Source organism: Achromobacter sp. SIMBA_011 (assembly GCF_046535435.1).
Lineage (GTDB): Bacteria > Pseudomonadota > Gammaproteobacteria > Burkholderiales > Burkholderiaceae_B > Achromobacter > Achromobacter dolens.
The window spans coordinates 97781-117259 of record NZ_JAWRWN010000005.1 but is presented as its reverse complement, the minus strand read 5'-3'; the positions used below and the strand labels follow the sequence as shown (position 1 = coordinate 117259).

The 19479-nt window shown below is 69.6% G+C and carries 23 protein-coding genes; 15 read left to right on the top strand and 8 right to left on the bottom strand.

The annotated features are described in order from the left end of the window. The first annotated feature begins 87 nt into the window (after positions 1-87). The 3 genes from SB816_RS18795 to phnN are packed head-to-tail and all read left to right on the top strand — an operon-like array spanning position 88 to position 2605. Positions 88-1284, top strand: a complete 1197-nt coding sequence (locus tag SB816_RS18795) for an alpha-D-ribose 1-methylphosphonate 5-triphosphate diphosphatase (protein ID WP_054501035.1) — start codon at positions 88-90, stop codon at positions 1282-1284. A 2-nt stretch (positions 1285-1286) separates the two neighbouring features. Next, positions 1287-2030, top strand: coding sequence for a DUF1045 domain-containing protein (locus SB816_RS18790; protein ID WP_410547369.1), 744 nt, complete (start codon positions 1287-1289; stop codon positions 2028-2030). Next, complete coding sequence (gene phnN / locus SB816_RS18785; RefSeq protein ID WP_175167521.1) at positions 2027-2605, top strand: phosphonate metabolism protein/1,5-bisphosphokinase (PRPP-forming) PhnN; 579 nt, start codon at positions 2027-2029, stop codon at positions 2603-2605. Before SB816_RS18790 ends, phnN begins: the two co-directional genes overlap by 4 nt. Positions 2606-2666: 61 nt before the next feature. Here the strand turns inward: phnN and SB816_RS18780 are convergent, their stop codons facing one another. Next, positions 2667-3626: a LysR family transcriptional regulator gene (locus tag SB816_RS18780; protein ID WP_054501032.1), complete on the bottom strand. Its 960-nt coding sequence runs from the start codon at positions 3624-3626 to the stop codon at positions 2667-2669. 108 nt (positions 3627-3734) lie between these two features. On the opposite strand from SB816_RS18780, the gene SB816_RS18775 reads away from it, so the two are divergent. The 3 genes from SB816_RS18775 to SB816_RS18765 are packed head-to-tail and all read left to right on the top strand — an operon-like array spanning position 3735 to position 7083. Continuing rightward, positions 3735-5567: a gamma-glutamyltransferase family protein gene (locus tag SB816_RS18775; RefSeq protein ID WP_410547368.1), complete on the top strand. Its 1833-nt coding sequence runs from the start codon at positions 3735-3737 to the stop codon at positions 5565-5567. A 56-nt stretch (positions 5568-5623) separates the two neighbouring features. Then, complete coding sequence (locus SB816_RS18770; protein ID WP_054417151.1) at positions 5624-6595, top strand: Bug family tripartite tricarboxylate transporter substrate binding protein; 972 nt, start codon at positions 5624-5626, stop codon at positions 6593-6595. Beyond that, positions 6592-7083 carry a GAF domain-containing protein gene (locus SB816_RS18765; protein ID WP_054501030.1) on the top strand — a complete coding sequence of 164 codons (492 nt, stop codon included), beginning with the start codon at positions 6592-6594 and terminating at the stop codon, positions 7081-7083. Before SB816_RS18770 ends, SB816_RS18765 begins: the two co-directional genes overlap by 4 nt. 32 nt (positions 7084-7115) lie before the next feature. Here SB816_RS18765 and phnE read toward each other — a convergent pair whose 3' ends face one another. From phnE to phnC, 3 genes are all read right to left on the bottom strand, one after another. After that, positions 7116-7910, bottom strand: coding sequence for a phosphonate ABC transporter, permease protein PhnE (gene phnE, locus SB816_RS18760; RefSeq protein ID WP_020926712.1), 795 nt, complete (start codon positions 7908-7910; stop codon positions 7116-7118). A gap of 76 nt (positions 7911-7986) precedes the next feature. Continuing rightward, positions 7987-8967: a phosphonate ABC transporter substrate-binding protein gene (phnD, locus tag SB816_RS18755; RefSeq protein ID WP_144655335.1), complete on the bottom strand. Its 981-nt coding sequence runs from the start codon at positions 8965-8967 to the stop codon at positions 7987-7989. Between the two features lie 29 nt (positions 8968-8996). Continuing rightward, positions 8997-9839, bottom strand: a complete 843-nt coding sequence (gene phnC, locus SB816_RS18750; protein WP_144655336.1) for a phosphonate ABC transporter ATP-binding protein — start codon at positions 9837-9839, stop codon at positions 8997-8999. A gap of 200 nt (positions 9840-10039) precedes the next feature. On the opposite strand from phnC, the gene SB816_RS18745 reads away from it, so the two are divergent. The 5 genes from SB816_RS18745 (at position 10040) to SB816_RS18725 (ending at position 12791) form a co-directional block, all read left to right on the top strand. Then, on the top strand, positions 10040-10471 hold the full coding sequence (locus tag SB816_RS18745) for a GFA family protein (protein WP_054501027.1): 432 nt from the start codon (positions 10040-10042) through the stop codon (positions 10469-10471). A gap of 53 nt (positions 10472-10524) precedes the next feature. Continuing rightward, the gene (locus SB816_RS18740; protein ID WP_064528257.1) at positions 10525-10890 is read left to right on the top strand and encodes an ArsR/SmtB family transcription factor; all 366 of its coding nucleotides are present in this window, start codon (positions 10525-10527) and stop codon (positions 10888-10890) included. Further along, positions 10883-11422, top strand: a complete 540-nt coding sequence (locus tag SB816_RS18735) for an SRPBCC family protein (protein ID WP_054501025.1) — start codon at positions 10883-10885, stop codon at positions 11420-11422. Before SB816_RS18740 ends, SB816_RS18735 begins: the two co-directional genes overlap by 8 nt. Before the next feature lie 612 nt (positions 11423-12034). Beyond that, positions 12035-12301, top strand: coding sequence for a translation initiation factor IF-1 (gene infA, locus SB816_RS18730; RefSeq protein ID WP_054501024.1), 267 nt, complete (start codon positions 12035-12037; stop codon positions 12299-12301). A 175-nt stretch (positions 12302-12476) separates the two neighbouring features. Next, a complete protein-coding gene (locus tag SB816_RS18725; RefSeq protein WP_269874453.1) occupies positions 12477-12791 on the top strand; it encodes a hypothetical protein in 315 nt (104 codons plus the stop codon). Positions 12792-12879: 88 nt separating this feature from the next. Here SB816_RS18725 and SB816_RS18720 read toward each other — a convergent pair whose 3' ends face one another. From SB816_RS18720 to mog, 3 genes are read right to left on the bottom strand one after another with little or no spacing between them, the layout of a single operon-like run. Beyond that, on the bottom strand, positions 12880-13764 hold the full coding sequence (locus tag SB816_RS18720) for a peptidoglycan DD-metalloendopeptidase family protein (RefSeq protein WP_175167517.1): 885 nt from the start codon (positions 13762-13764) through the stop codon (positions 12880-12882). Next, a complete protein-coding gene (locus tag SB816_RS18715; protein ID WP_054501021.1) occupies positions 13764-14111 on the bottom strand; it encodes a hypothetical protein in 348 nt (115 codons plus the stop codon). The genes SB816_RS18720 and SB816_RS18715 overlap by 1 nt, the downstream gene beginning before the upstream one ends. Positions 14112-14150: 39 nt before the next feature. Next, positions 14151-14798 (bottom strand): molybdopterin adenylyltransferase, encoded by a 648-nt coding sequence (gene mog, locus SB816_RS18710; protein WP_054501020.1) that lies wholly within the window; start codon positions 14796-14798, stop codon positions 14151-14153. Between the two features lie 279 nt (positions 14799-15077). Here mog and SB816_RS18705 point away from each other — a divergent pair, with 279 nt between their 5' ends. The 4 genes from SB816_RS18705 (at position 15078) to SB816_RS18690 (ending at position 18732) form a co-directional block, all read left to right on the top strand. Beyond that, entirely contained in the window at positions 15078-16202 is a 1125-nt protein-coding gene (locus tag SB816_RS18705; protein WP_175189424.1) for a D-alanyl-lipoteichoic acid biosynthesis protein DltD, read from the top strand. A 43-nt stretch (positions 16203-16245) separates the two neighbouring features. Continuing rightward, on the top strand, positions 16246-16371 hold the full coding sequence (locus tag SB816_RS18700) for a hypothetical protein (protein WP_020926707.1): 126 nt from the start codon (positions 16246-16248) through the stop codon (positions 16369-16371). A 133-nt stretch (positions 16372-16504) separates the two neighbouring features. After that, positions 16505-17980 carry an inorganic phosphate transporter gene (locus SB816_RS18695; protein WP_054501018.1) on the top strand — a complete coding sequence of 492 codons (1476 nt, stop codon included), beginning with the start codon at positions 16505-16507 and terminating at the stop codon, positions 17978-17980. Positions 17981-18081: 101 nt separating this feature from the next. Continuing rightward, positions 18082-18732 carry a DsbA family protein gene (locus SB816_RS18690; protein ID WP_410547367.1) on the top strand — a complete coding sequence of 217 codons (651 nt, stop codon included), beginning with the start codon at positions 18082-18084 and terminating at the stop codon, positions 18730-18732. Here SB816_RS18690 and SB816_RS18685 read toward each other — a convergent pair whose 3' ends face one another. Then, on the bottom strand, positions 18733-19347 hold the full coding sequence (locus SB816_RS18685) for a glutathione S-transferase family protein (RefSeq protein WP_144655338.1): 615 nt from the start codon (positions 19345-19347) through the stop codon (positions 18733-18735). Positions 19348-19479: the final 132 nt, after the last annotated feature.

The window sequence follows — 19479 nt, the reverse complement described above, 5'->3', positions numbered from 1 at the left end:
GGCGGCCGCGCGCGGCCGCTTGCGCCGCCCTGCGATTTCACTCATCTAGACATCTGGTTGTAATGCTACGCCGCTAACTTTCCATTCATGAACCAAGCACACGCCCCCTCGCCCCTGGCCGGTGTCACAGGCCAACGTATCCTGACCCCGCGCGGCATCGAGCACGCCAGCCTGCGATTCCATGGAGGACTGATCGACGACGCCAGCAACGCGGCCGCGCGCGGCGCGGCCTGGTTCGACGCCGGCAACCTGCTGGTGCTGCCCGGCATCGTCGACCTGCATGGCGACGCCTTCGAACGCGCCATCATGCCGCGCCCCAGCGTCACTTTCCCCTACGACGGCGCCCTGTTCGACGTCGACCGCCAACTGCTGGCCAACGGCATCACCACCGAATTCCACGGCGTCACGCTGTCGTGGGAAGGCGGCCTGCGCGGCGAGGCCTACGCCGAGCGCATGTTCGCCGCACTGGAACGCATGGGACACATCATGGGCGCGCGCCACTATGTGCACCTGCGCTTCGAGACCCATCACGTCGGCGGGGTCGAGACCGCGCAGCAATGGATCCGCGACGGCCGCGTGCGCTTCGTCGCGCTCAATGACCACCTGCCCAGCATGGCCCGCCGCCTGGGCGACGACCGCAAGCTGCTGCAATACGCCGACCGCGCCGAATGCGACCTGGACACCTTCCAGGAACGCATCCGCCGCGCCATGGGCGCGGCCGACTCCGTGGCCGACGCCATGCGCGAGCTGACCGCCAGCGCCCAGGCGGCCGGACTGCGGGTCGCCTCGCACGACGATCCCGACGCCGCCACCCGCCGCTACTACCACCAACTGGGCTGCGGCGTGGCGGAATTCCCGCTGACGCGCGAGGCGGCCAGCGTGGCCCGCGACCTGGGCAACTCGGTGGTGTTCGGCGCTCCCAATGTCGTGCGCGGCGGCAGCCACACCAACGCCCCCAGCGCCACCGAAATGGTGCGCGCCGGCCTGTGCGACGTCCTGACCTCCGACTACTACTACCCCGCGCCGCTGGCGGCGGCGCTGCGCCTGGTGAACGACGGCGTGCTGCCGCTGGAGCAGGCCTGGAACCTGGTGTCGCTGAACCCGGCACGCGCCGCGGGCCTTCAGGATCGCGGCGCGCTGGCGCCCGGACTGATCGCCGACGCCATCGTGGTCGACGATCACGTGCCCGGCCTGCCGCGCGTCTGCGCCGCCATCGTCGGCGGCGAGCTGCGCTACGCCACCCGTGCCTTCGGCGACGACCACAATCAGCGCATGGCGGCCTGATCATGCCGTCGGCCCACCGCTATGCGTTGTATCTCGCCCCCGCCGGCCCCTGGCGCGAACTGGGCAGCCGCTGGCTGGGCCGTTGCGCCGATACCGGCCAGGCCCTGCCGCCGCTGCCCGGCCAGCCCGAGGCCGCGCGCGACTGGACCGAGGCGCCGCGCCATTACGGCCTGCACGCCACGCTGAAGCCGCCGTTCCGGCTGCGCCCCGGCGCCGCGCCGCAGGACGTGGACGCCGCCGCGCGCCGACTTGCCGCCGGCGAAAGCGCCTTTGCCATCCAGCTTGAATGCGAGCCGCTGCGCGGCTTCCTGGCGTGGCGCATCGCCGCCGCCGACACCGACGGTCAGGCCCGCATCAACGCCCTGGCCGCCGCCGCCGTGCGCGGCCTGGACGACCTGCGCGCGCCCGCCACCCCCGCCGAACTGGCCCGGCGCCAGGCGCACGCGCTGTCGCCCGAACAGCAGGCCATGCTGGCGCGCTGGGGCTACCCCTATGTGTTCGACACCTTCACCTTCCACATCACGCTGACCGGCAAGCTCGACGGCGCCGCGCTGGAGCAGGCGCGGGCCGGCATCGCGGCGTTCGCCGATCCGCTGCGCGGCCAGCCCATGGAGGTGCCCGGCGTCAGCGTCTACGTCCAGCCGCAAGCGGGGGCCGACTTCATCGTCGCGCGCCACTATCCCTTCGATGGCGGCCACATCGACGCGGCGGGCGCGGCCTACCTGCAAGGATCGGCGACGGCATGAACCCGCCCGTTCCCGCCAGCGGCGAACGCCTGGTCTACCTGATGGGCGCCTCCGGCAGCGGCAAGGACACCCTGCTGCGGCTGCTGCGCGCCGGGCTGCGCGACAACGAACCGGTGCTGGTGGCGCACCGCTACATCACGCGCGATAGCGGCGCCACCGAAGACGCACTGTGCCTGAGCGCCGAAGAATTCGCGCGCCGCGCCGCCCTGGGCTGTTTCGCCTTGCGCTGGACCAGCCACGGCCTGCAGTACGGCATTGGCATCGAGGTCGACGCCTGGCTGGACGGCGGCGCGGCCGTCATCATCAACGGCTCGCGCGCGCACCTGGCCGAGGCGCACCGGCGCTATCCGGCGCTGACGGCTGTCGAGGTCACGGTCGACCCCGCGCAACTGGCGCGGCGGCTGGCGGCGCGCGGCCGCGAAACGTCCGAACAGATCGCGCTGCGCCTGCAACGCGCCGCGCAGGACTTCCCTGTCCCCGAGGGATGCCGCCTGCTGCGCGTCGGCAACAACGGCGCGCCGGAAGCCGCCACCGCCGAACTGCTGGATATTGCCCGCGGCCGGCTGATCGCGTAGCCCGCGCCGGCATCACCGCGAAACGGCCGCCGCGGAGCCACGGCCGCGCCGGCCGGGCGCCTCACTCCCGCGGTCGAGCGTCCGGCCCCAGGTCGGCGCACAGCTCCAGCAGGATGTCGGAAAAACACTCCTCGGCCGCCAGCGCCTGCTCGCGCCGGCGGCGGATCAGGTTGATCGGCGGCAACTCCCAGCCGAAGTCCCACGGCACCATGCCCAGCTTGCCGCGCTGGCAAAGCTCGCGCGCGATGTCCTCGGGCACCACCGACATCAGCGCGGGGTTGGCGCTCAGCATGCCCTCGATCACATCGGTGGAATAGGCTTCCAGCACCGGCGCCGGCGAACGCAGGCCGGCGCGGATGAAGTGTTCGACGATCAGTTGGCGCGTCGGCGTGTTGACCGCCGGCAGCACCCAATCCATCCGCGCCACCGCCGCCCAGTCCGCCTCGCGCCGCGCCAGGCGCTGCGCCAATCGGCTGTGCGCGATCAGGCGCGGCCGCTGGCGGTACAGCACGCGATGGGTCAGGTCGTCCTGCGCCAGGGTCGAGGTCGCCCGGCTGATGATGCAATCGAGCTCGTGCCGCCGCAGCATCGGCACCAGGTGGTCGGTGGTGGCGCGGTGCAGCGTCAGGGTCACGCCGTGGCGCTGGTGCAGCCGGCCGATGGCGGCGGTCAGCAGCGCGCTCGACACGTAAGGCACCACGCCGACATGCAGATGCGCCGCGCGGCCGTCGTGGAGCGCCTCGACCTCCCGCGCCCACAGGTCCAGGTCGCCCTGCATGCGGCGGGCCCGCACCAGCGCCAGCTCGCCCAGCGGCGTGGGCTGCATGCCGCGCCCGGTGCGCAGGAACAGCGGCGCGCCGAAGATGTCTTCGAGCTCGGCCAGCGCCTTGGTGGCGGCGGGCTGGCTGATGCCGGTGGCGGCCGCCACGCGGGTCAGCGTGCCGTGCTTGGCGATATTCGCCAGCAGCACCAGGTGGCGGTGGCGCAGGCGGTTGGCGAGTCGGGCGGCGTCCCAGGTCAAGGCGGTCTACTCATAACTGATTGGTTATTCAATTATGCCAACAACGGACACATCAGTTATTTCACGATCCTATACTGCGCCGTATCCCCACCTCGCCCGACCCCGCCCATGTCCGACTTCACCACCCGCCCCGAAATCCGCGGCACCTTCGGCGTCGCCTCGTCCACCCACTGGCTGGCGTCGCAGGTCGCCATGGGCGTGCTGGAGCGCGGCGGCAACGCCTTCGACGCCGCGGTGGCCGGCGGCTTCACGCTGCAGATCGTCGAGCCGCACCTGAACGGCCCCGGCGGCGAAGTGCCGATCCTGCTGTGGAGCGAACGCGAAGGCCGCATGCGCGCGCTGTGCGGCCAGGGGCCCGCGCCGGCGCTGGCAACGCCGGCCTACTTCCGCGGACTCGGCGTGGACCTGGTGCCCGGCATCGGCCTGCTGCCCGCCACCGTGCCCGGCGCCTTCGGCGCCTGGCTGACGATGCTGCGCGACTACGGCACCTGGGAACTGGCCGACGTGCTGCGCCCGGCCATCGACTACGCCCGCAACGGCTTCCCGCTGGTGCCGCGCATCTCGCAGGCCATCCTGGCGGTGCAGGCCCTGTTCCGCGACGAGTGGACCAGCTCGGCCGCCGTCTGGCTGCCCGACGGCAAGGTGCCCGCGCCCGGCGCGCTGCTGCGCACGCCGGCCATCGCCGCCACCTACACCCGCATCCTCGACGAAGCGCACGCGGCGGCGACCGACCGCAATGGCCGCATCGACGCCGCGCTGGCCGTCTGGTACCGCGGTTTCGTGGCCGACGCGATCGACGCCTACTACACCCATGAAGCCGTGCGCGACACCACCGGCCAGCGCAATCGCGGCCTGCTGCGCAAGGCCGACCTGGCCGACTGGCGCGCCCGCTACGACGATCCGGTCACGCTGCAATACGGCCGCTACACGGTTGCCAAATGCGGCGTCTGGTCGCAAGGCCCGGTGCACCTGCAGCAGCTCGCGCTGCTGCGCCACCTGCAAATGGACGGACTGGACCCGGCCTCGCCGCAATTCGTGCACCGCATCGCCGAGGCCGCCAAGCTGGCCTTCGCCGACCGCGCCGCCTGGTACGGCGATCCCGATTTCGTCGACGTGCCGTTGGCCGCGCTGTTGAGCGACGACTACGCCCGCGCGCGCGCCGCCGCCATCGGCCCGCGCGCCGCCACCACGCTGCAGCCCGGATCCCCGGATGGCCGCGCGCCACGCCTGCCCGACCTGGAAGCCGCCGCCCGCACCCTGGCCGCGTCCGACACCCGCTTCGGCGTGGGCGAGCCGACCTTCGCGGCGCTGCCGCCGGTGGCGGAATGGGCCGCCCGCGAGATCTTCGTCGGCGACACCTGCCAGATCGACGTCATCGACCGCGACGGCAACATGGTCGCGGCCACGCCGTCCGGCGGCTGGCTGTCGTCCAGCCCGGTGGTGCCGGCGCTGGGCTTTCCGCTCACCACGCGATTGCAGATGACCTGGCTGGACGAGGGCGTGCCCGGCCAGTTGCAACCCGGCAAGCGGCCCTGCACCACACTGTCGCCCGGCCTGGCGCTGCGCGACGGCCTGCCCTACATGGCCTTCGGCACGCCCGGCGGCGACCAGCAGGACCAGTGGACCGTGTCCTTCTTCCTGCGCCACGCCATGGGCCTGAACCTGCAGCAGGCGATCGACGCGCCGTCCTGGCACATCGACCATTTCCCGGGCTCGTTCTGGCCGCGTTCGCTGACGCTGAACCGCCTGACCGTCGAGGGCCGCCTGCCCGAAGCCACGCAACAAGCGCTGCGCGAGGCCGGCCATGACCTGCGCGTCGGCCCCGACTGGTCCGAAGGCCGCATCAGCGCCTGCACCCGCGAACCGGCGGCCGGCGGCGGCCTGCTGCTGCGCGCCGCCGCCAACCCGCGCGGCATGCAGGGCTACGCGGTCGGCCGATGAACCATTTTTCCATCCAGCCGGCGCACAGACCGGCCACATCACAAGGGGTAAACACCATGAAGACCATCCGACGACTGTTGCGCGCCTGCGCCCTGACCCTGGCCTGCGCCGCGCCCGCGCTGGCGCACGCGGCCTGGCCCGAAAAGCCGATCACGCTGATCGTGCCATGGGCCGCCGGCGGCTCCACCGACATCCTGGCGCGCGTGCTGTCCGAAGGCCTGACGCAGTCGCTGGGCCAGCCCGTCATCGTCGAGAACCGCTCGGGCGCCTCGGGCAACATCGGCAGCACCTTCGTGGCGCGCGCCAAGCCCGACGGCTATACGCTGCTGGTCGGCTCGATGAGCACCCACACCATGAACCAGGCGCTCTACGGCAACATGCCGTTCGACGGCGTCAAGGACTTCACGCCCATCGCCGAACTGGCGCTGGTCACCAATACGATGGTGGTGCATCCCTCGGTGCCGGCCAGCAACGTCAAGGAGTTCATCGACTACGTCAAGGCCAACCCCGACAAGGTGGCCTACGCCTCGGCCGGCCAGGGCTCGACCAATCACCTGAGCGCCGCGCTGTTCGAGAAGGCCGCCGGCGTGAAGATGATGCACATCCCCTACCGCGGCGGCGCGCCCGCGGTGCTGGACACGGTGGCCGGCCGCACCCAGGTGCTGTTCAGCGCCGGCACCCAGACCCTGCCGCACGTGCAGACCGGCAAGCTCAAGCTGCTGGCCGTCACCGAGGAACAGCGTTCGCCGCTGCTGCCCGAGGTGCCGACCGTGGCCGAGACCCTGCCTGGTTATGAACTGTCGGTCTGGTACGGCGCCTTCGGCCCGGCCGGCATGCCGCCCGAACTGACCACGCGCCTGAACCAGGAGATCAACAAGATCCTCAAGCGCCCCGACGTCGTCAAGAAGATGGGCGACATGGGCGTGCTGCTGCTGGACACCACGCCGGAGCAGTTCGGCCAGGTGCTGGCGCGCGACGCCGACAAGTACGGCAAGCTGATCAAGGAACTGGGAATCACCGCCGAATGAGCCTCACGTCCGACACCCTCGAACGCCTGGCGCTGGCCTATGACGGGGCCTCGGCCCCGGCCGCCTTCGCCGCGCTCGACGCGCATGCCCACGCCACGCTGGGGCACACGCTGTGCACCATCAACCGCCATGACGCCGAACGCATGCGGGTGGTGCGGCTGTACAGTTCGAACGCCGCCGCCTATCCGCCCGGCGGCAGCAAGGACAAGCGCGGCACGGCCTGGGGCCGCCACGTGCTGCTCGAACGCCAGGTCTTCATCGGCGAGGGCGTCGACGCGATCCGCGAATTCTTCGACGACCATGACGCGATCCAGGCGCTCGGCCTGCAATCGGTGATCAACGTGCCGGTGGTGTTCGACGGCGCCTGCCTGGGCACCGTCAACTTCCTGATGCCGCGCGCGGCGCTGACGCCGGCCGACATCGCCGCCGCCCGGCTGGCGGGCCTGCTGGCCCTGCCGGCCTTCCTGGCGCTGACGCCGGCCGGTTGAAATGCGGGGCGCGCCTCGGCGCGCCCCGTGGCTCAGATCAGCGCGCGGCGGATGCGGGCCGAGGCCATGTCGATCACGACCACGAAGCCGACGATGATGATCATCACCGCGCAGGTCTCGGCGTAGCGGAAGCTGCGGATGATTTCCCACAGCACGGTGCCGATGCCGCCGGCGCCGACGATGCCCACCACCGAGGCCGAGCGCACGTTCGACTCGAAGCGGTACAGCGAGTACGAGATCCACAGCGGCAGCACCTGCGGGATCACGCCGTAGACGATCTCTTCGAGCGCGTTGGCGCCGGTGGCGCGCACGCCTTCCACCGGACGCGGGTCGATGGCCTCGACCGCCTCGGAGAACAGCTTGGCCAGCACGCCGGTGGTGTGCACCCACAGCGCCAGCACGCCGGCGAAGGGCCCCAGGCCCACCGCCACGATGAACAGCATCGCGAACACCATTTCATTGATGGCGCGGCAGGCGTCCATCAGGCGCCGCATCGGCTGGTAGACCCAGGCCGGCACCATGTTGGACGAACACAGCAGCCCCAGCGGCACGGCCACCACGATCGCCAGGAACGTGCCCCACACCGCGATCTGCACCGTCACGATCATCTCGTCCAGGTACATGCGCCAGTCGCGAAAATTGGGCGGGAAGAAGTCGGCCGCGAACTGGGCCATGTTGCCCGAGTCCCGCAACAGGTCCAGCGGCCGCATGTCGGCGCCACGCCAAGACATGACCAGCAGCGCCAGCACAAAGGCCCATACGAGCAGGACCGGCAACGACGAGCGCGGGGCGGCGGGGGAACGGGAAGAAGGCACGGCCAGGGTCATGAGAATTCCGGAGTAGGGAAATCGGATGGACGCGCGCCGGCGCTTGACGGAAAGGCGCCGGCGCGGCGCGGCATCGTTACTGCTTGGCGGTGGGCTGGCCCAGGCTGGCCAGCTTGGCGTCCAGGTCGGCCAGTTGCTTCTGCTTCTCGGCCTGGCCGATGGTGGCGTCGGCTTCGATCTTGGCCTTCTCGCGTGCCAGTTCGATCTGGCGGATCGGCACCAGTTGCTGGTTGTCCGAGGCGCGGAAGCCCTGGTAGGTCAGCGCCTTCAGGTTGGCCATTTCGCGCGCGGCATCCTTGCCCTTGCCGTAGTTGACGAAGAAATCGCGGATCCTGGCCTTCATGTCGGCCGGCAGGTCGGTGCGCATGACCAGCGGGTCGGCCGGGATCAGCGGCGACTTCCACAGGATGCGCACGCTGTCGTTGGCGTCCTTGCCAGTGCTCAGGCGGTAGCGCTCCAGCGCCTCGGTGTTGTTGACGGCCACGTCGACCTGCTTGTTGATGACCGACAGCAGATTGGTTTCGTGATTGCTGACGCGCACGGCCTTGAAGAAGGTCTTGGGCTCGATCTTGTTGGCGGCCCACAGGTAGTAGCCCGGCACGGCGGTGCCCGAGGTCGAGTTGGGGTCGCCGGCGCCGTAGGTCAATTGGCCGCGGCGCTTGAGCAGGTCATCCAGGCTCTTGATGTCGCTGTCCTTGTTGACGATCAGCAGCGACCAGTAGCCCGCGTTGCCATCCTTGTCGATGACGGACGCGAACACTTCGCCGCTGGCGCGGTCCACCGCCTCGATGGCCGCCTTGTTGCCGTACCAGGCCATCTGCACCTTGTTGAAGCGCATGCCTTCGATGATGCCGGCGTAGTCGGAAGCGAAGAACGGCTTGACCGGCACGCCGATGGCGCGGCTCAGGTCGTCGATGACGGGCTGCCACACCGACTTCAGGTTGGTCGACGACTCCGTCGAAATGATGCCGAAGTTCAACGGCTTGGCCTCTTGCGCATGGACTTGCGTGGACAAGGCGGCAGCGGCGATCAGGGCCACAAAGGTTCTGCGTAGCATGGAAAGCTCCGGGTAGGAAACGGGCGGGGTCAGGCCGCGCAGGCCTGTCGGGAAAGCGACGCAAGGCCCGGCAGGGGCTGGGCTTGCGGCGTGTATTCGGGAAGCAGCTCGCTCAGTTCCGAGCCGTACAGGTCGCGCAGCATGGCCGGCGTCAGGTCGGCCGAGGGGCCGTCGTAGACCACCTTGCCGTGGCGCAGCGCCACCACCCGCGGGCAGTAGCGCAACGCCACATCAACCTGGTGCAGCGAGACCACCACGGCCACCTTGCGGCTGCGGTTGATGTGCGCCAGCGTGTCCATCACGCGGCGCGAGGATTCGGGGTCGAGCGAGGCGATCGGCTCGTCGGCCAGGATCACGCGGGCGTTCTGCACCAGCGTGCGGGCGATGGCGGCGCGCTGCTGCTGGCCGCCGGACAGCGTCGATGCGCGCTGAAATGCGTAGTCGTCTATACCAACCTGGGCAAGCGCGTCGAGCCCCTGGCGCACTTCGTCGCGCAGGAACACGCGCGTCAGGCTGCGCCACAGCGGCACCCGCGGCAACAGGCCGGTCAGCACATTGGTGATGACCGGCAGGCGGCCCACCAGGTTGAATTGCTGGAACACGAAGCCGATGCTGGCGCGCGCGCCGCGCACCTGGCGCGACAGGCGGCCATGTCGCTGGATCAGTTGGCCGTTGACCGTGACGCTGCCCTGCCCCGCGTCGCCGACCACAAAGCCTGCCAGATGGCGCAGCAGCGTCGACTTGCCCGAGCCCGAGGCGCCCAGCAGCGCCACCATCTCGCCGTCCGCCACGCGCAGGTCGACGTTGTCCAGCGCACGGGCGCCGGGATGGAAGGACTTGCTCAGCCCCTGTACTTCGATGGCGTAGGTCATCGTTGAATCCCCTTGGATTGGTTCATTCGCGCATTCTGTTTTCGCGGCATGACAGCGCGATGACCTGGCGATCGAATCATTTGGCTGAAAATAGGGGTCACGGCAACCGACTGAAAGACATCCGTCATATAGGCCCGCGCCACGGTCGCGGGCGGCGGGTATATTCAAAGTCTCGCCCCCCCTTCCGACAGGCGGTCATCATGCTCAACGGTTCCTGCCTCTGCGGCCGCGTTACCTACCAGATCACCGGGCCGCTCACCGACGCCCTGAACTGCCATTGCGCCATGTGTCGCAAGTCGCACGGCGCCGCCTTCCGCAGCCGAGCCACCGTGCAGGCCAAGGACTTCGCCTGGACCAAAGGGGAAAACCACGTCACCTGGTACTGCTCGTCGCCGGGCAACTACCGCGGCTTCTGCGAAGCCTGCGGCACGCCGCTGCTCAGCCGCTTCGACCAGACGCCCGACATCTACGGCCTGCCCCTGGGCGCGCTGGACGACGACCCCGGCGTCAAGCCCGGCGCGCATTGCCACGTCGCCAGCAAGGCGCCCTGGTTCGACATCACCGATACCTTGCCGCAGTATTCCGAGGCCTACGAGGACGCGGAAACGGCGTTGCCCCACGCCGTTACATAAAAATTCAACCATACAGTTGAGCTTGGACGAGAAGCACGGCTATATTCAACCTCATGGTTGAACCACTGCCTCCTCCATCCCTCGATGCCGTCTTTCGCGCGCTGGCCGATCCCACGCGCCGCGACATGCTGCGGCGCCTGGCCGGCGGAGACAGGACCATCGGTGAACTGGCCGCGCCCCTGCGCATGAGTTTTGCCGGCGCCTCCAAACACGTGCAGGCGCTGGAACGGGCCGGCCTGCTGCGGCGGACCGTCAACGGCCGCAGCCATGTATGCAGCCTGAATCCGGCCCCGATGGCCGAAGCCATGCAATGGCTGCGCTTTTATGAACACTTCTGGTCGGGCAGGCTGGACGCGCTCGAAGCCGCGCTGGCCGCCCATGCGCCCCCGACCGCATCTTCGGAGAGCCAACATGAGTGATTACGCTGTCGTCACCAGCCCCACCTCCCTTTGCTTCACCCGCGTCCTGCCCGGCAGCGTGGAACAGGTCTGGGCCTTCCTGACCGAATCCGACAAGCGCGGGCTGTGGCTGGCGAGCGGCGACATGGAGCTGCGCGAAGGCGGCGGCGTCACGCTGCGCTTCGTGCACGCCGATCTGTCATCCGTGGCCGAGCCCACGCCGGCGCCCTACAAGCCCTATGAGAACGGCGTCACCACCCACGGCATCATCACCCGCTGCGAACCGCCCAGGCTGCTTGCGTTCACCTGGGGCGGCTCGCAGGGCCAGCCGTCTGAAGTCACGTTCGAGCTGTCGCCGCAAGGCGAAGGCACACGCCTGGTGCTGACACACCGCAAGCTGGCCTCGCGTGCCGACATGATCGACGTGGCCGCCGGCTGGCATGCGCACCTGGGCGTGCTGGCGGCGCGCCAGGCCGGCCGCGCGCCAGGCCCGTTCTGGTCGGCGCTGCAGCGCTGGGAAACGGACTACCAGGCGCGCATCGCGGCGCAATGAGGGACGCCCTCCGCCCCGCCTCCGGCGGCGCGGGGCGAGCGCCGCCCGCCTTTCCAATGCCCGGATCGGGCGCGGCGCAGTCGTTCAATAGCAACTATCACGCCGCCAGGCCGGATAAAAACTGGCTAATCATTGCGCTTTGCAGTAACATAAGTCCGTGATTTTTCCGCAAAAACCGGGCTTCGTTCACAACATTGAGTGCCAACCCACGGTGGCAGTCTGAGTACCTACCCGCAGTGGCGGGTCTGGCCGGACTTACGCCCGGCATTCCCGCAACGCTGCAACCGGTTTTCTTGGGTGAAACCTGCCCTTGCCCCGTGGCGCGACCCGCGTCGCCCGGCATCGCAGCAGACACTCCAACCCGCTTCTTCCGGCGACGCGCCACAAGCGCCGACCCGCGACCAAGCTGCGCATCACGCGCACCCTGCCCTCGCGGCGCGAGTATCCGTCATTTCAGACATCCGCTTGGGATGCCGTGGCCCATACCCGCGCTTGCCCGGACGTTTTACGTTCAACCGCTGGACCTGGCCAACAGAGTCCGACGCGCTCGCCATCCCCGGGTGGCGCGCCATGCCGACGGCATGGCGGCGCGTATTGATCAAGGAGTAGAGAATGGCTAAAGAAGAACTCATCGAACTGGACGGCATCGTCGACGAAGTGCTGCCCGATAGCCGCTACCGCGTCACCCTGGACAACGGCATCGAAGTGGGCGCCTACGCCTCCGGCCGCATCCGCAAGCACCGCATCCGCATCCTGGCCGGCGACCGCGTCACGCTTGAAATGTCGCCGTACGATCTGACCAAGGGCCGCATCAACTTCCGTCACAAGGATGAGCGCGGCCCGGCCCCGGCGAGCCGCCCCCAGCACCACCGCCGCTGAGCCGCGGTGGCCGGCGTTCGCGCCGGCCTGCCGCCACGGCGGGCGCGCCGCCGCGGGTTGCCCCGTGACCTTAAACTCGCGCACGCCCTGCCGTAGTAATGCGCAAGACCCCGGTTCGTGAAAGAATGGCGCTCCCCCGGCGCCAGGCCCGGCGGAACACGCATGAAGCAGCAAGATGGATCTGACACAGGAATTGAAAGAAGCGGCCGACCAGCTCTCCCTGGCGCGAAGACGATTCGCCAAGGGGGAAGAAGGCCTGCGCCTGCTGCATCAATCGCGGGAATCGTTCATCAACAGCCTGCGCAACACCGGCCTGACCTATGCCGAGGCCAAGACCAAATACGACAACTGCCTGGATGAACAGGAAGTGCAGTTGCACGGCATGCTGGACAAGATGATGTACGCCGAGCGCATGCATCAGTACATCCTGCACCGCATCTCCCTGCAACAAGCGCAGGACGCGCCCGCGCCGCAGGCGGCCACCGCCTGAGGGCGGCCGGCCCTTTCCCAGGCCTTCCGGGTTTCAAGCGGCGCCCGCGCCCGGCGCGGCCTTGCCGCGCCGACGGATCCGAGCCGGGTCAGGGCTTGAAGGCGCCGATGAAGATCGCGGGGTCGACCCGCGCATCGTTCAGGCTGACGTTCCAATGCAAGTGGGGGCCCGTCGCCCGGCCGGTCGCGCCGACCTTGCCGACCACCCCGCCGCGCGGCACGACATCGCCGACCTTCACGTCAATGGCCGACATGTGGCAGAACATGCTGACGAAGCCCTGGCCATGGTCCAGGAAGACGGTCTTGCCGTTGAAGAAATAATCCCCCACCAACGACACCACGCCGGCGGCCGGCGCCTTGATCGGCGTGCCAGCCGGCACGGCGAAATCCAGGCCGGAGTGCGGATTGCGTTCCTCGCCGTTGAAGAAGCGGCGCAGGCCGAACGGACTGGACAGGCGGCCGCCGCTGACCGGACGGTCCAGCAGCAGGTTGCTGGGCGTGACGCCGGCGCGATAGGCGCGATTGGCGGCGCTCTGCTCGGTCATCTCGCGCTCGATGCGCTTCATGTCTTCAGGATCGGGATTGACCTGGCGCGGATTCTTCAGCGTGATGTGCTGCGCCACGTATTCCTTGGCGCGCACGGTGAACGGCAGTTGGCGCGTGCCGGCGCCGTCGCGCACGGAGATTTCCTGTGGGCCCGGCTTGACCGCCAGCGGGATGCCGACCACGGCGATCCACTGCTTGCCATCTTCGCGCACCACCAGCACGCGGCGGTCGCGGTAGGTGACCTCGGGCGCCGTCGCCGCGTCGCCCAGCGCCAGCACGGCGACGCCGCCCGGCACCGGCGCATTGAGCTTGCGGCTGATGAAGCCGCCCTGCTGCGCGGCCGGCGCTTGCTTGGCGCGCACCGGCAGGGCCAGGCCCACCGCGGCCGCGGCCAGGCCCAGCCGCAGCATGTCTCGGCGTCGCGGCATCACTGTTGCAGGCACAGGTTGGCGGGTTCGATCAGGGTCTGGTCGCGCCGCGCGATGCGGGTCGACAGGCGCGCCTCGGTCTTGCCCTTCCAGGTGGTGGTGGTCAGCACCGCCTCGACGCCCAGGCTGTCCGACTGGATCAGCTCGAAGCCGTTGCGCACCGCCTTGCGCTCGAAGCGCACGCCCTGGTCCTTCCAGGCCGCGGCAACGCAGTTGGTGTAGTCCTCGGCCGTGCGCGGGGTCGAGCCGTAGAACACCGGATCGCGGTCGCGGACGTCTTTGACGTTGGCGCAGGCGGACACGGCGAGCACGACGGCGGTGAGGGACAAGGCGGTACGGACCTTCATATCGGGACTCTCTGGCAAGGAATGGAAAGAGGCGGCCAACTATACCGCAGCGTCCGGCGACGGCTGCGGGCGGCGCGCCGACTTGGGGCGGAATGCGGCGATGACCTCGGGACGGGTCTCGGCATAGGGCCCGCCGATCAGGTCGATGCAATAGGGAATGGCGGCGAAGATGCCCGGCACCAGCGTCGAGCCATCGTCGGCCTTCAGGCCCTCGAGGGTCTCGCGGATCGCCTTGGGCTGGCCCGGCAGGTTCACGATCAGGGCGGCATGCGCCGGCCGTTCACGGACCACGGCGACCTGCCGCGACAGGATCGCGGTGGGCACAAAGCGCAGGCTGATCTGGCGCATCTGCTCGCCGAAGCCCGGCATTTCCTTGGTGCCGACCGCCAGCGTGGCCTCGGGCGTGACGTCGCGCCGCGCCGGACCGGTGCCGCCGGTGGTCAGGACCAGATCGCAGCCGCAGGTGTCGACCAGCTCGATCAGCGTCTCGGAGATGCGGGCCGCCTCGTCGGGGATCAGCCGGTCCACCGCCTGCCACGGCGAGGCCAGCGCACCGCCCAGCCAGGCGCGCAGGGACGGCAGGCCCTCGTCCTGGTAGGCGCCGGCCGACGCGCGGTCGGAAATCGACACCAGGCCGATGATCAGTTCGTCGGGATGGCGGCGGGCGATACGGGTAGGGGCGGTCATGGGCGATCGGGCGTGGGGTGGACGGAAGGCGCGGGGCACGGGCGCCGCCGGCGGGCCGGGGCGCGGTCAATCCTGGAAATCCAGGACCCCGCCAGACAGGGATGCTATCGCATTCTCCGCCCGGCGGCCGGCCGGGGGCGCCGGTCCCCCTGTGGCAAAAAGGGGAATCCGCGGGCACCCGCGGGTTTGCGCCCTTGTCTCGGTCATGGGGGCTGGATAACATCCGCTCACAATCCTCTCTTTCACCCCGATCCGCGCTCCGCGCCTTCCTGGTTCCTCATGTTCACACGCACCCTCGGGCAGCATGCGCTGGCGGCGGCGCTGGCCTTGTCGGTGGCGCTGGCCGCGGGCTGGGGCGCCTGGCACTGGCTGGCCCTGCGCACCGGCCCGTGCGCCGAAGCGGCGACCGGGGTCTACATCCATAACCTCGGCAACACCCTGGAAGACCAGACCCGCAACCTGTCGCGGCTGAGCCAGGCGCTGCGCACCGGCGACCGGCTGGTGGTGCTGGGGTCGTCCGAGTTGACCAGCACCGACCTGCGCTTCGTGCCCTACCGCTTCCTGGCCGACGAGCTGCGCATGCCGGTCATGGCCTACGGCCATTCCGGCTTCCAGTCGCTGGGCATGCAACTGGTGCTGGCGGCGCTGGCCGACGACCTGTCGTCCGCCTCGCGCGTCGTCATCATGGTGTCGCCGGGTTGGTTCGACGGCGACGGCGGGCTGGGCCCGGATGAATTCCGCGAGCATGCCAATCCCCTGCTGCCGCGCCTGCTGCGCCAGCCCGAGGGCCGCGAACAGGTGGCGCGCTGGCTGCGCGACAAGGGCGACGCCCGGGTGGCGTGGTCGATGGCGGCCGAGCAGGCCTACGTCTTCCGCCAGCGGCTGATCGGACTGTGGACGCCCGCGCACGCCGCCCCCGCGCCCGAGCAGGAAGCCGCCGGCCCGACGGCGGCGGCCCGGGTGGTGGACTGGGACGCCCTGGCGCGCGAGGCCCAGGAAGCCGAACAGGCGCAGATGACGCGCAACCGCTACGCCGTGCGCGACGATTTCTTCGACAAATACCTGCAAACGGTCGCGGCCGGCGGCAAGACCGCCTTCCAGCCCCAGCCGCTGACCGGCAAGGACGAACTGCGCGAGCTGGAAGCGCTGATGCGGCTGCTGCGCAACCACGGCGTCAATGCCCTGTTCGTGATGCAGCCGCTGCACCCGATGGTCTTCAGGGACCTGGACCGCTTCACGCCCGTGCAACGTCAGGTCGACGCGCTGTGCGCGCGCTACGCCATGGCCTGCATGGACATGTACGATGCGCCCTACGAGATCGGCACCCTGCGCGACGTGCAGCACCTGGGCGAACTGGGCTGGCTGCGGGTCAACCAGCGCATCGCCGAGGTCTTCCGCCCATGAAATCGCCCTCCCCCCCGCCGAACGCCGTCAAGGACACCGCGCGATGAGAAAAACCCTGTGGCTGTGCCTGCTCTACCTGGGCCTGCTGGCGGTCATGATGATCCAGGCCGACACCTCGGCCAACCTGGGCAAGCCCCTGGAGATCGAGTTCCAGTACCAGAAGTTCTAGCGGGCCGCGCCGACGGCGACGGCGCGCGAGCGGTTTGCCGGACCCGGGGAACGGCGAGAGTTGCCTGAAGCAACCAGGGACAGGTCACAAATCTGCAATAATCTGGGCCTCCGCCGGAACCTCCCCCGCCTCCATGCCCACCCTCTTTCATGGCCTAGACCTCTGGGTTGGCCTCAGCCTTGCACTGGCCCTGACGTTCGTCCTGGCCTTCGAATTCATCAACGGCTTCCACGACACGGCGAACGCCGTCGCGACGGTCATCTACACCAAGGCCATGCCGCCGCACCTGGCGGTGGTGCTCTCCGGCATCTTCAACTTCCTCGGCGTGCTGCTGGGCGGCGTCGGCGTGGCCTACGCCATCGTCCACCTGCTGCCGGTGGAACTGCTGATCAACGTCGATACCGGACGCGGGCTGGCCATGGTGTTCGCCATGCTGGCCGCGGCCATCGCCTGGAACCTGGGCACCTGGTATTTCGGCATCCCGGCCTCCAGCTCGCACACGCTGATCGGCTCGATCCTGGGCGTGGGCCTGGCCAACGCGCTGATCACCGACCTGCCGCTGGCCGAGGGCGTGAACTGGGGCAAGGCGATCGACATCGGCGCCTCGCTGGTGGTGTCGCCGGTGGCCGGCTTCCTGGTCGCGGGCGGCCTGCTGCTGGCGCTCAAGCGCTGGCTGCCGCTGTCGAAGATGCACAAGACGCCCGAGCAGCGCCGCGCCATCGACAACAAGAAACACCCGCCGTTCTGGAACCGCCTGGTGCTGGTGCTGTCGGCCATGGGCGTGAGCTTCGTGCACGGCTCGAACGATGGCCAGAAAGGCATCGGCCTGATCATGCTGGTGCTGATCGGCATCGTGCCGGCCAACTTCGTGCTGGACACCAACAGCACCACTTACCAGATCGAGCGCACGCGCGATGCAGCCACCCACCTGAGCGCGTTCTACCAGCGCAACGAAGCCATGCTGGGCGACTTCCTGGCGCTCAAGCGCGCCGGCTCGGCCTCGGACCTGCCGCGCACCTTCCGCTGCGATCCCGAACTGACCCTGCCCACCATCGACGCGCTGCAGGCCGACCTGCACGGCGTCAGCAACTACGCCGACCTGTCGGCGGCCAAGCGCATCGACGTGCGCCGCTACCTGCTGTGCCTGGATGACACCGCCAAGAAGGTGGCCCGCATCGAAGGCCTGCCGGCGCGCGAGCGCACCGACCTGCAGCGCCTGCGCGCCGACCTGACCGCCACCACCGAATACGCGCCCTTCTGGGTGATCGTGGCGGTGGCGCTGGCGCTGGGCGCCGGCACCATGGTCGGCTGGCGCCGCGTGGTGCTGACGGTGGGCGAGAAAATCGGCAAGCAGGGCATGACCTACGCCCAGGGCATGTCGGCGCAGTTGACGGCGGTCGGCGCCATCGGCCTGGCCAACGTCTTCAGCCTGCCGGTGTCGACCACCCACGTGCTGTCGTCCGGCGTGGCCGGCACCATGATCGCCAACAAAAGCGGCCTGCAGGGCGGCACGGTGCGCAACATCCTGCTGGCCTGGATCCTGACCCTGCCCGCCTCCATGCTGCTGGCGGCCGGCCTGTTCTGGATCGGCGTGCAGATCGCGGGCTGACGCCCGCGCGCCGGCCGCGCGGATCATCTGCACGGGCGGCGCAACACTGTGGCTACCGCGCCGGGCTATGTCCGGCGCGCGCGCGCCTCTACCATGGCGCCATGGCTACCTCTTCCCTTCCCTCCCTGCATTACATCTACGACCCGCTGTGCGGCTGGTGCTACGGCGCCGCGCCACTGCTGCAGGCCGCCCGCGGCATCGATGGCCTGGTCATCGCACTGCACGGCGGCGGCATGATGACCGGCGGCAACCGCCAGCCGGTCACCGACGCGCTGCGGCGCTATGTCATCCCGCACGATGAACGCATCGCGAGCCTGACCGGCCAGGTGTTCGGTCCGGACTACATCGACGGCCTGCTGCGCGACAGCGGCGCGGTATTCGACTCGGCCCCGCCCACCACCGCCATCCTGGCCGCCCAGGCCCTGGACCGACGCGGCCTGGACATGCTGCAGCGCCTGCAACGCGCCCACTACGTCCAAGGCCGCCGCATTGCCGACCCGGCTGAACTGCGCCGCCTGGCCGAGGACATCGGCCTGGATGGCGCGGCCTTCCAGGCCGCCTATGACGCCACGGTTGGCGACGCCACCGATCGCCACATCGCGCAAAGCCGCGCGCTGCTGGAGCGCCTGCGAGGCTCGGGCTTCCCGACGCTGGCGCTCGAGCGCGACGGCGCCTTCACGGTGCTCGACCCGGGCCGCTACCTGGGCCGACCGTCACAGTGGCAAGCGGACCTGCGCGCACGCCTGGGGTAATCAGGGCTCGCCGATGTCGCCGTCGCGCTGCAGCGCGCGGTGCATCGCCGGACGCGCCGCCAACCGCTCGGCATAGCCCGAGAACACCGGGTTCTCGGGAATCAGCTTGACCTGCATCATGAACTGCAATGTCCCGCCCAGCACGATGTCGACCGCGCTGAAATGCTCGCCCAGGAAATACGGGCGCGATTGCAGCACGCGGGTCACGACCTGCTCGACCTCGTCGGCCGAGCCCCAGCCCATCGTGCCGCTCTGGTGCGGCGTCTTGAAGGCGCGCTCGGTCATCGCCGGCTCGAACACGCCGGTGGAATACGCCAGCCAGGTCAGGTAGGGGCCGCGCTGCCGATCGCCCACGACGGGCCCCAGGCCAGCCTCGGGATAGAGGTCGGTCAGGTACAGCGCGATGGCCGGGGTCTCGAACACCGGCACGCCGTCGTGCACCAGTGCCGGCACCTTGCCGTGCGGGTGGATGTCGATGTAGTCGGGAGCGATATGGCCGGATCCGTCGCGGCGGCGGATCGACACCATCTCGGTGTCATAGGGCACGCCCAGCTCTTCCAGTAACCAGAGAATCCGGAACGAACGCGAGCGCGGCGCGTGATAAAGGGTCAACATGGTCTGTCTCCTGGATCCGGGGCGGACCCTGCGGCCATTGTGCCGCAGGCGCCCCCGCCGGAGCCAGCACCGTCCCCGACCGCCCCGGTCGCTGATGCGGCCCACGCCCCGCGAGCCGGTCGGGGCGGGCCG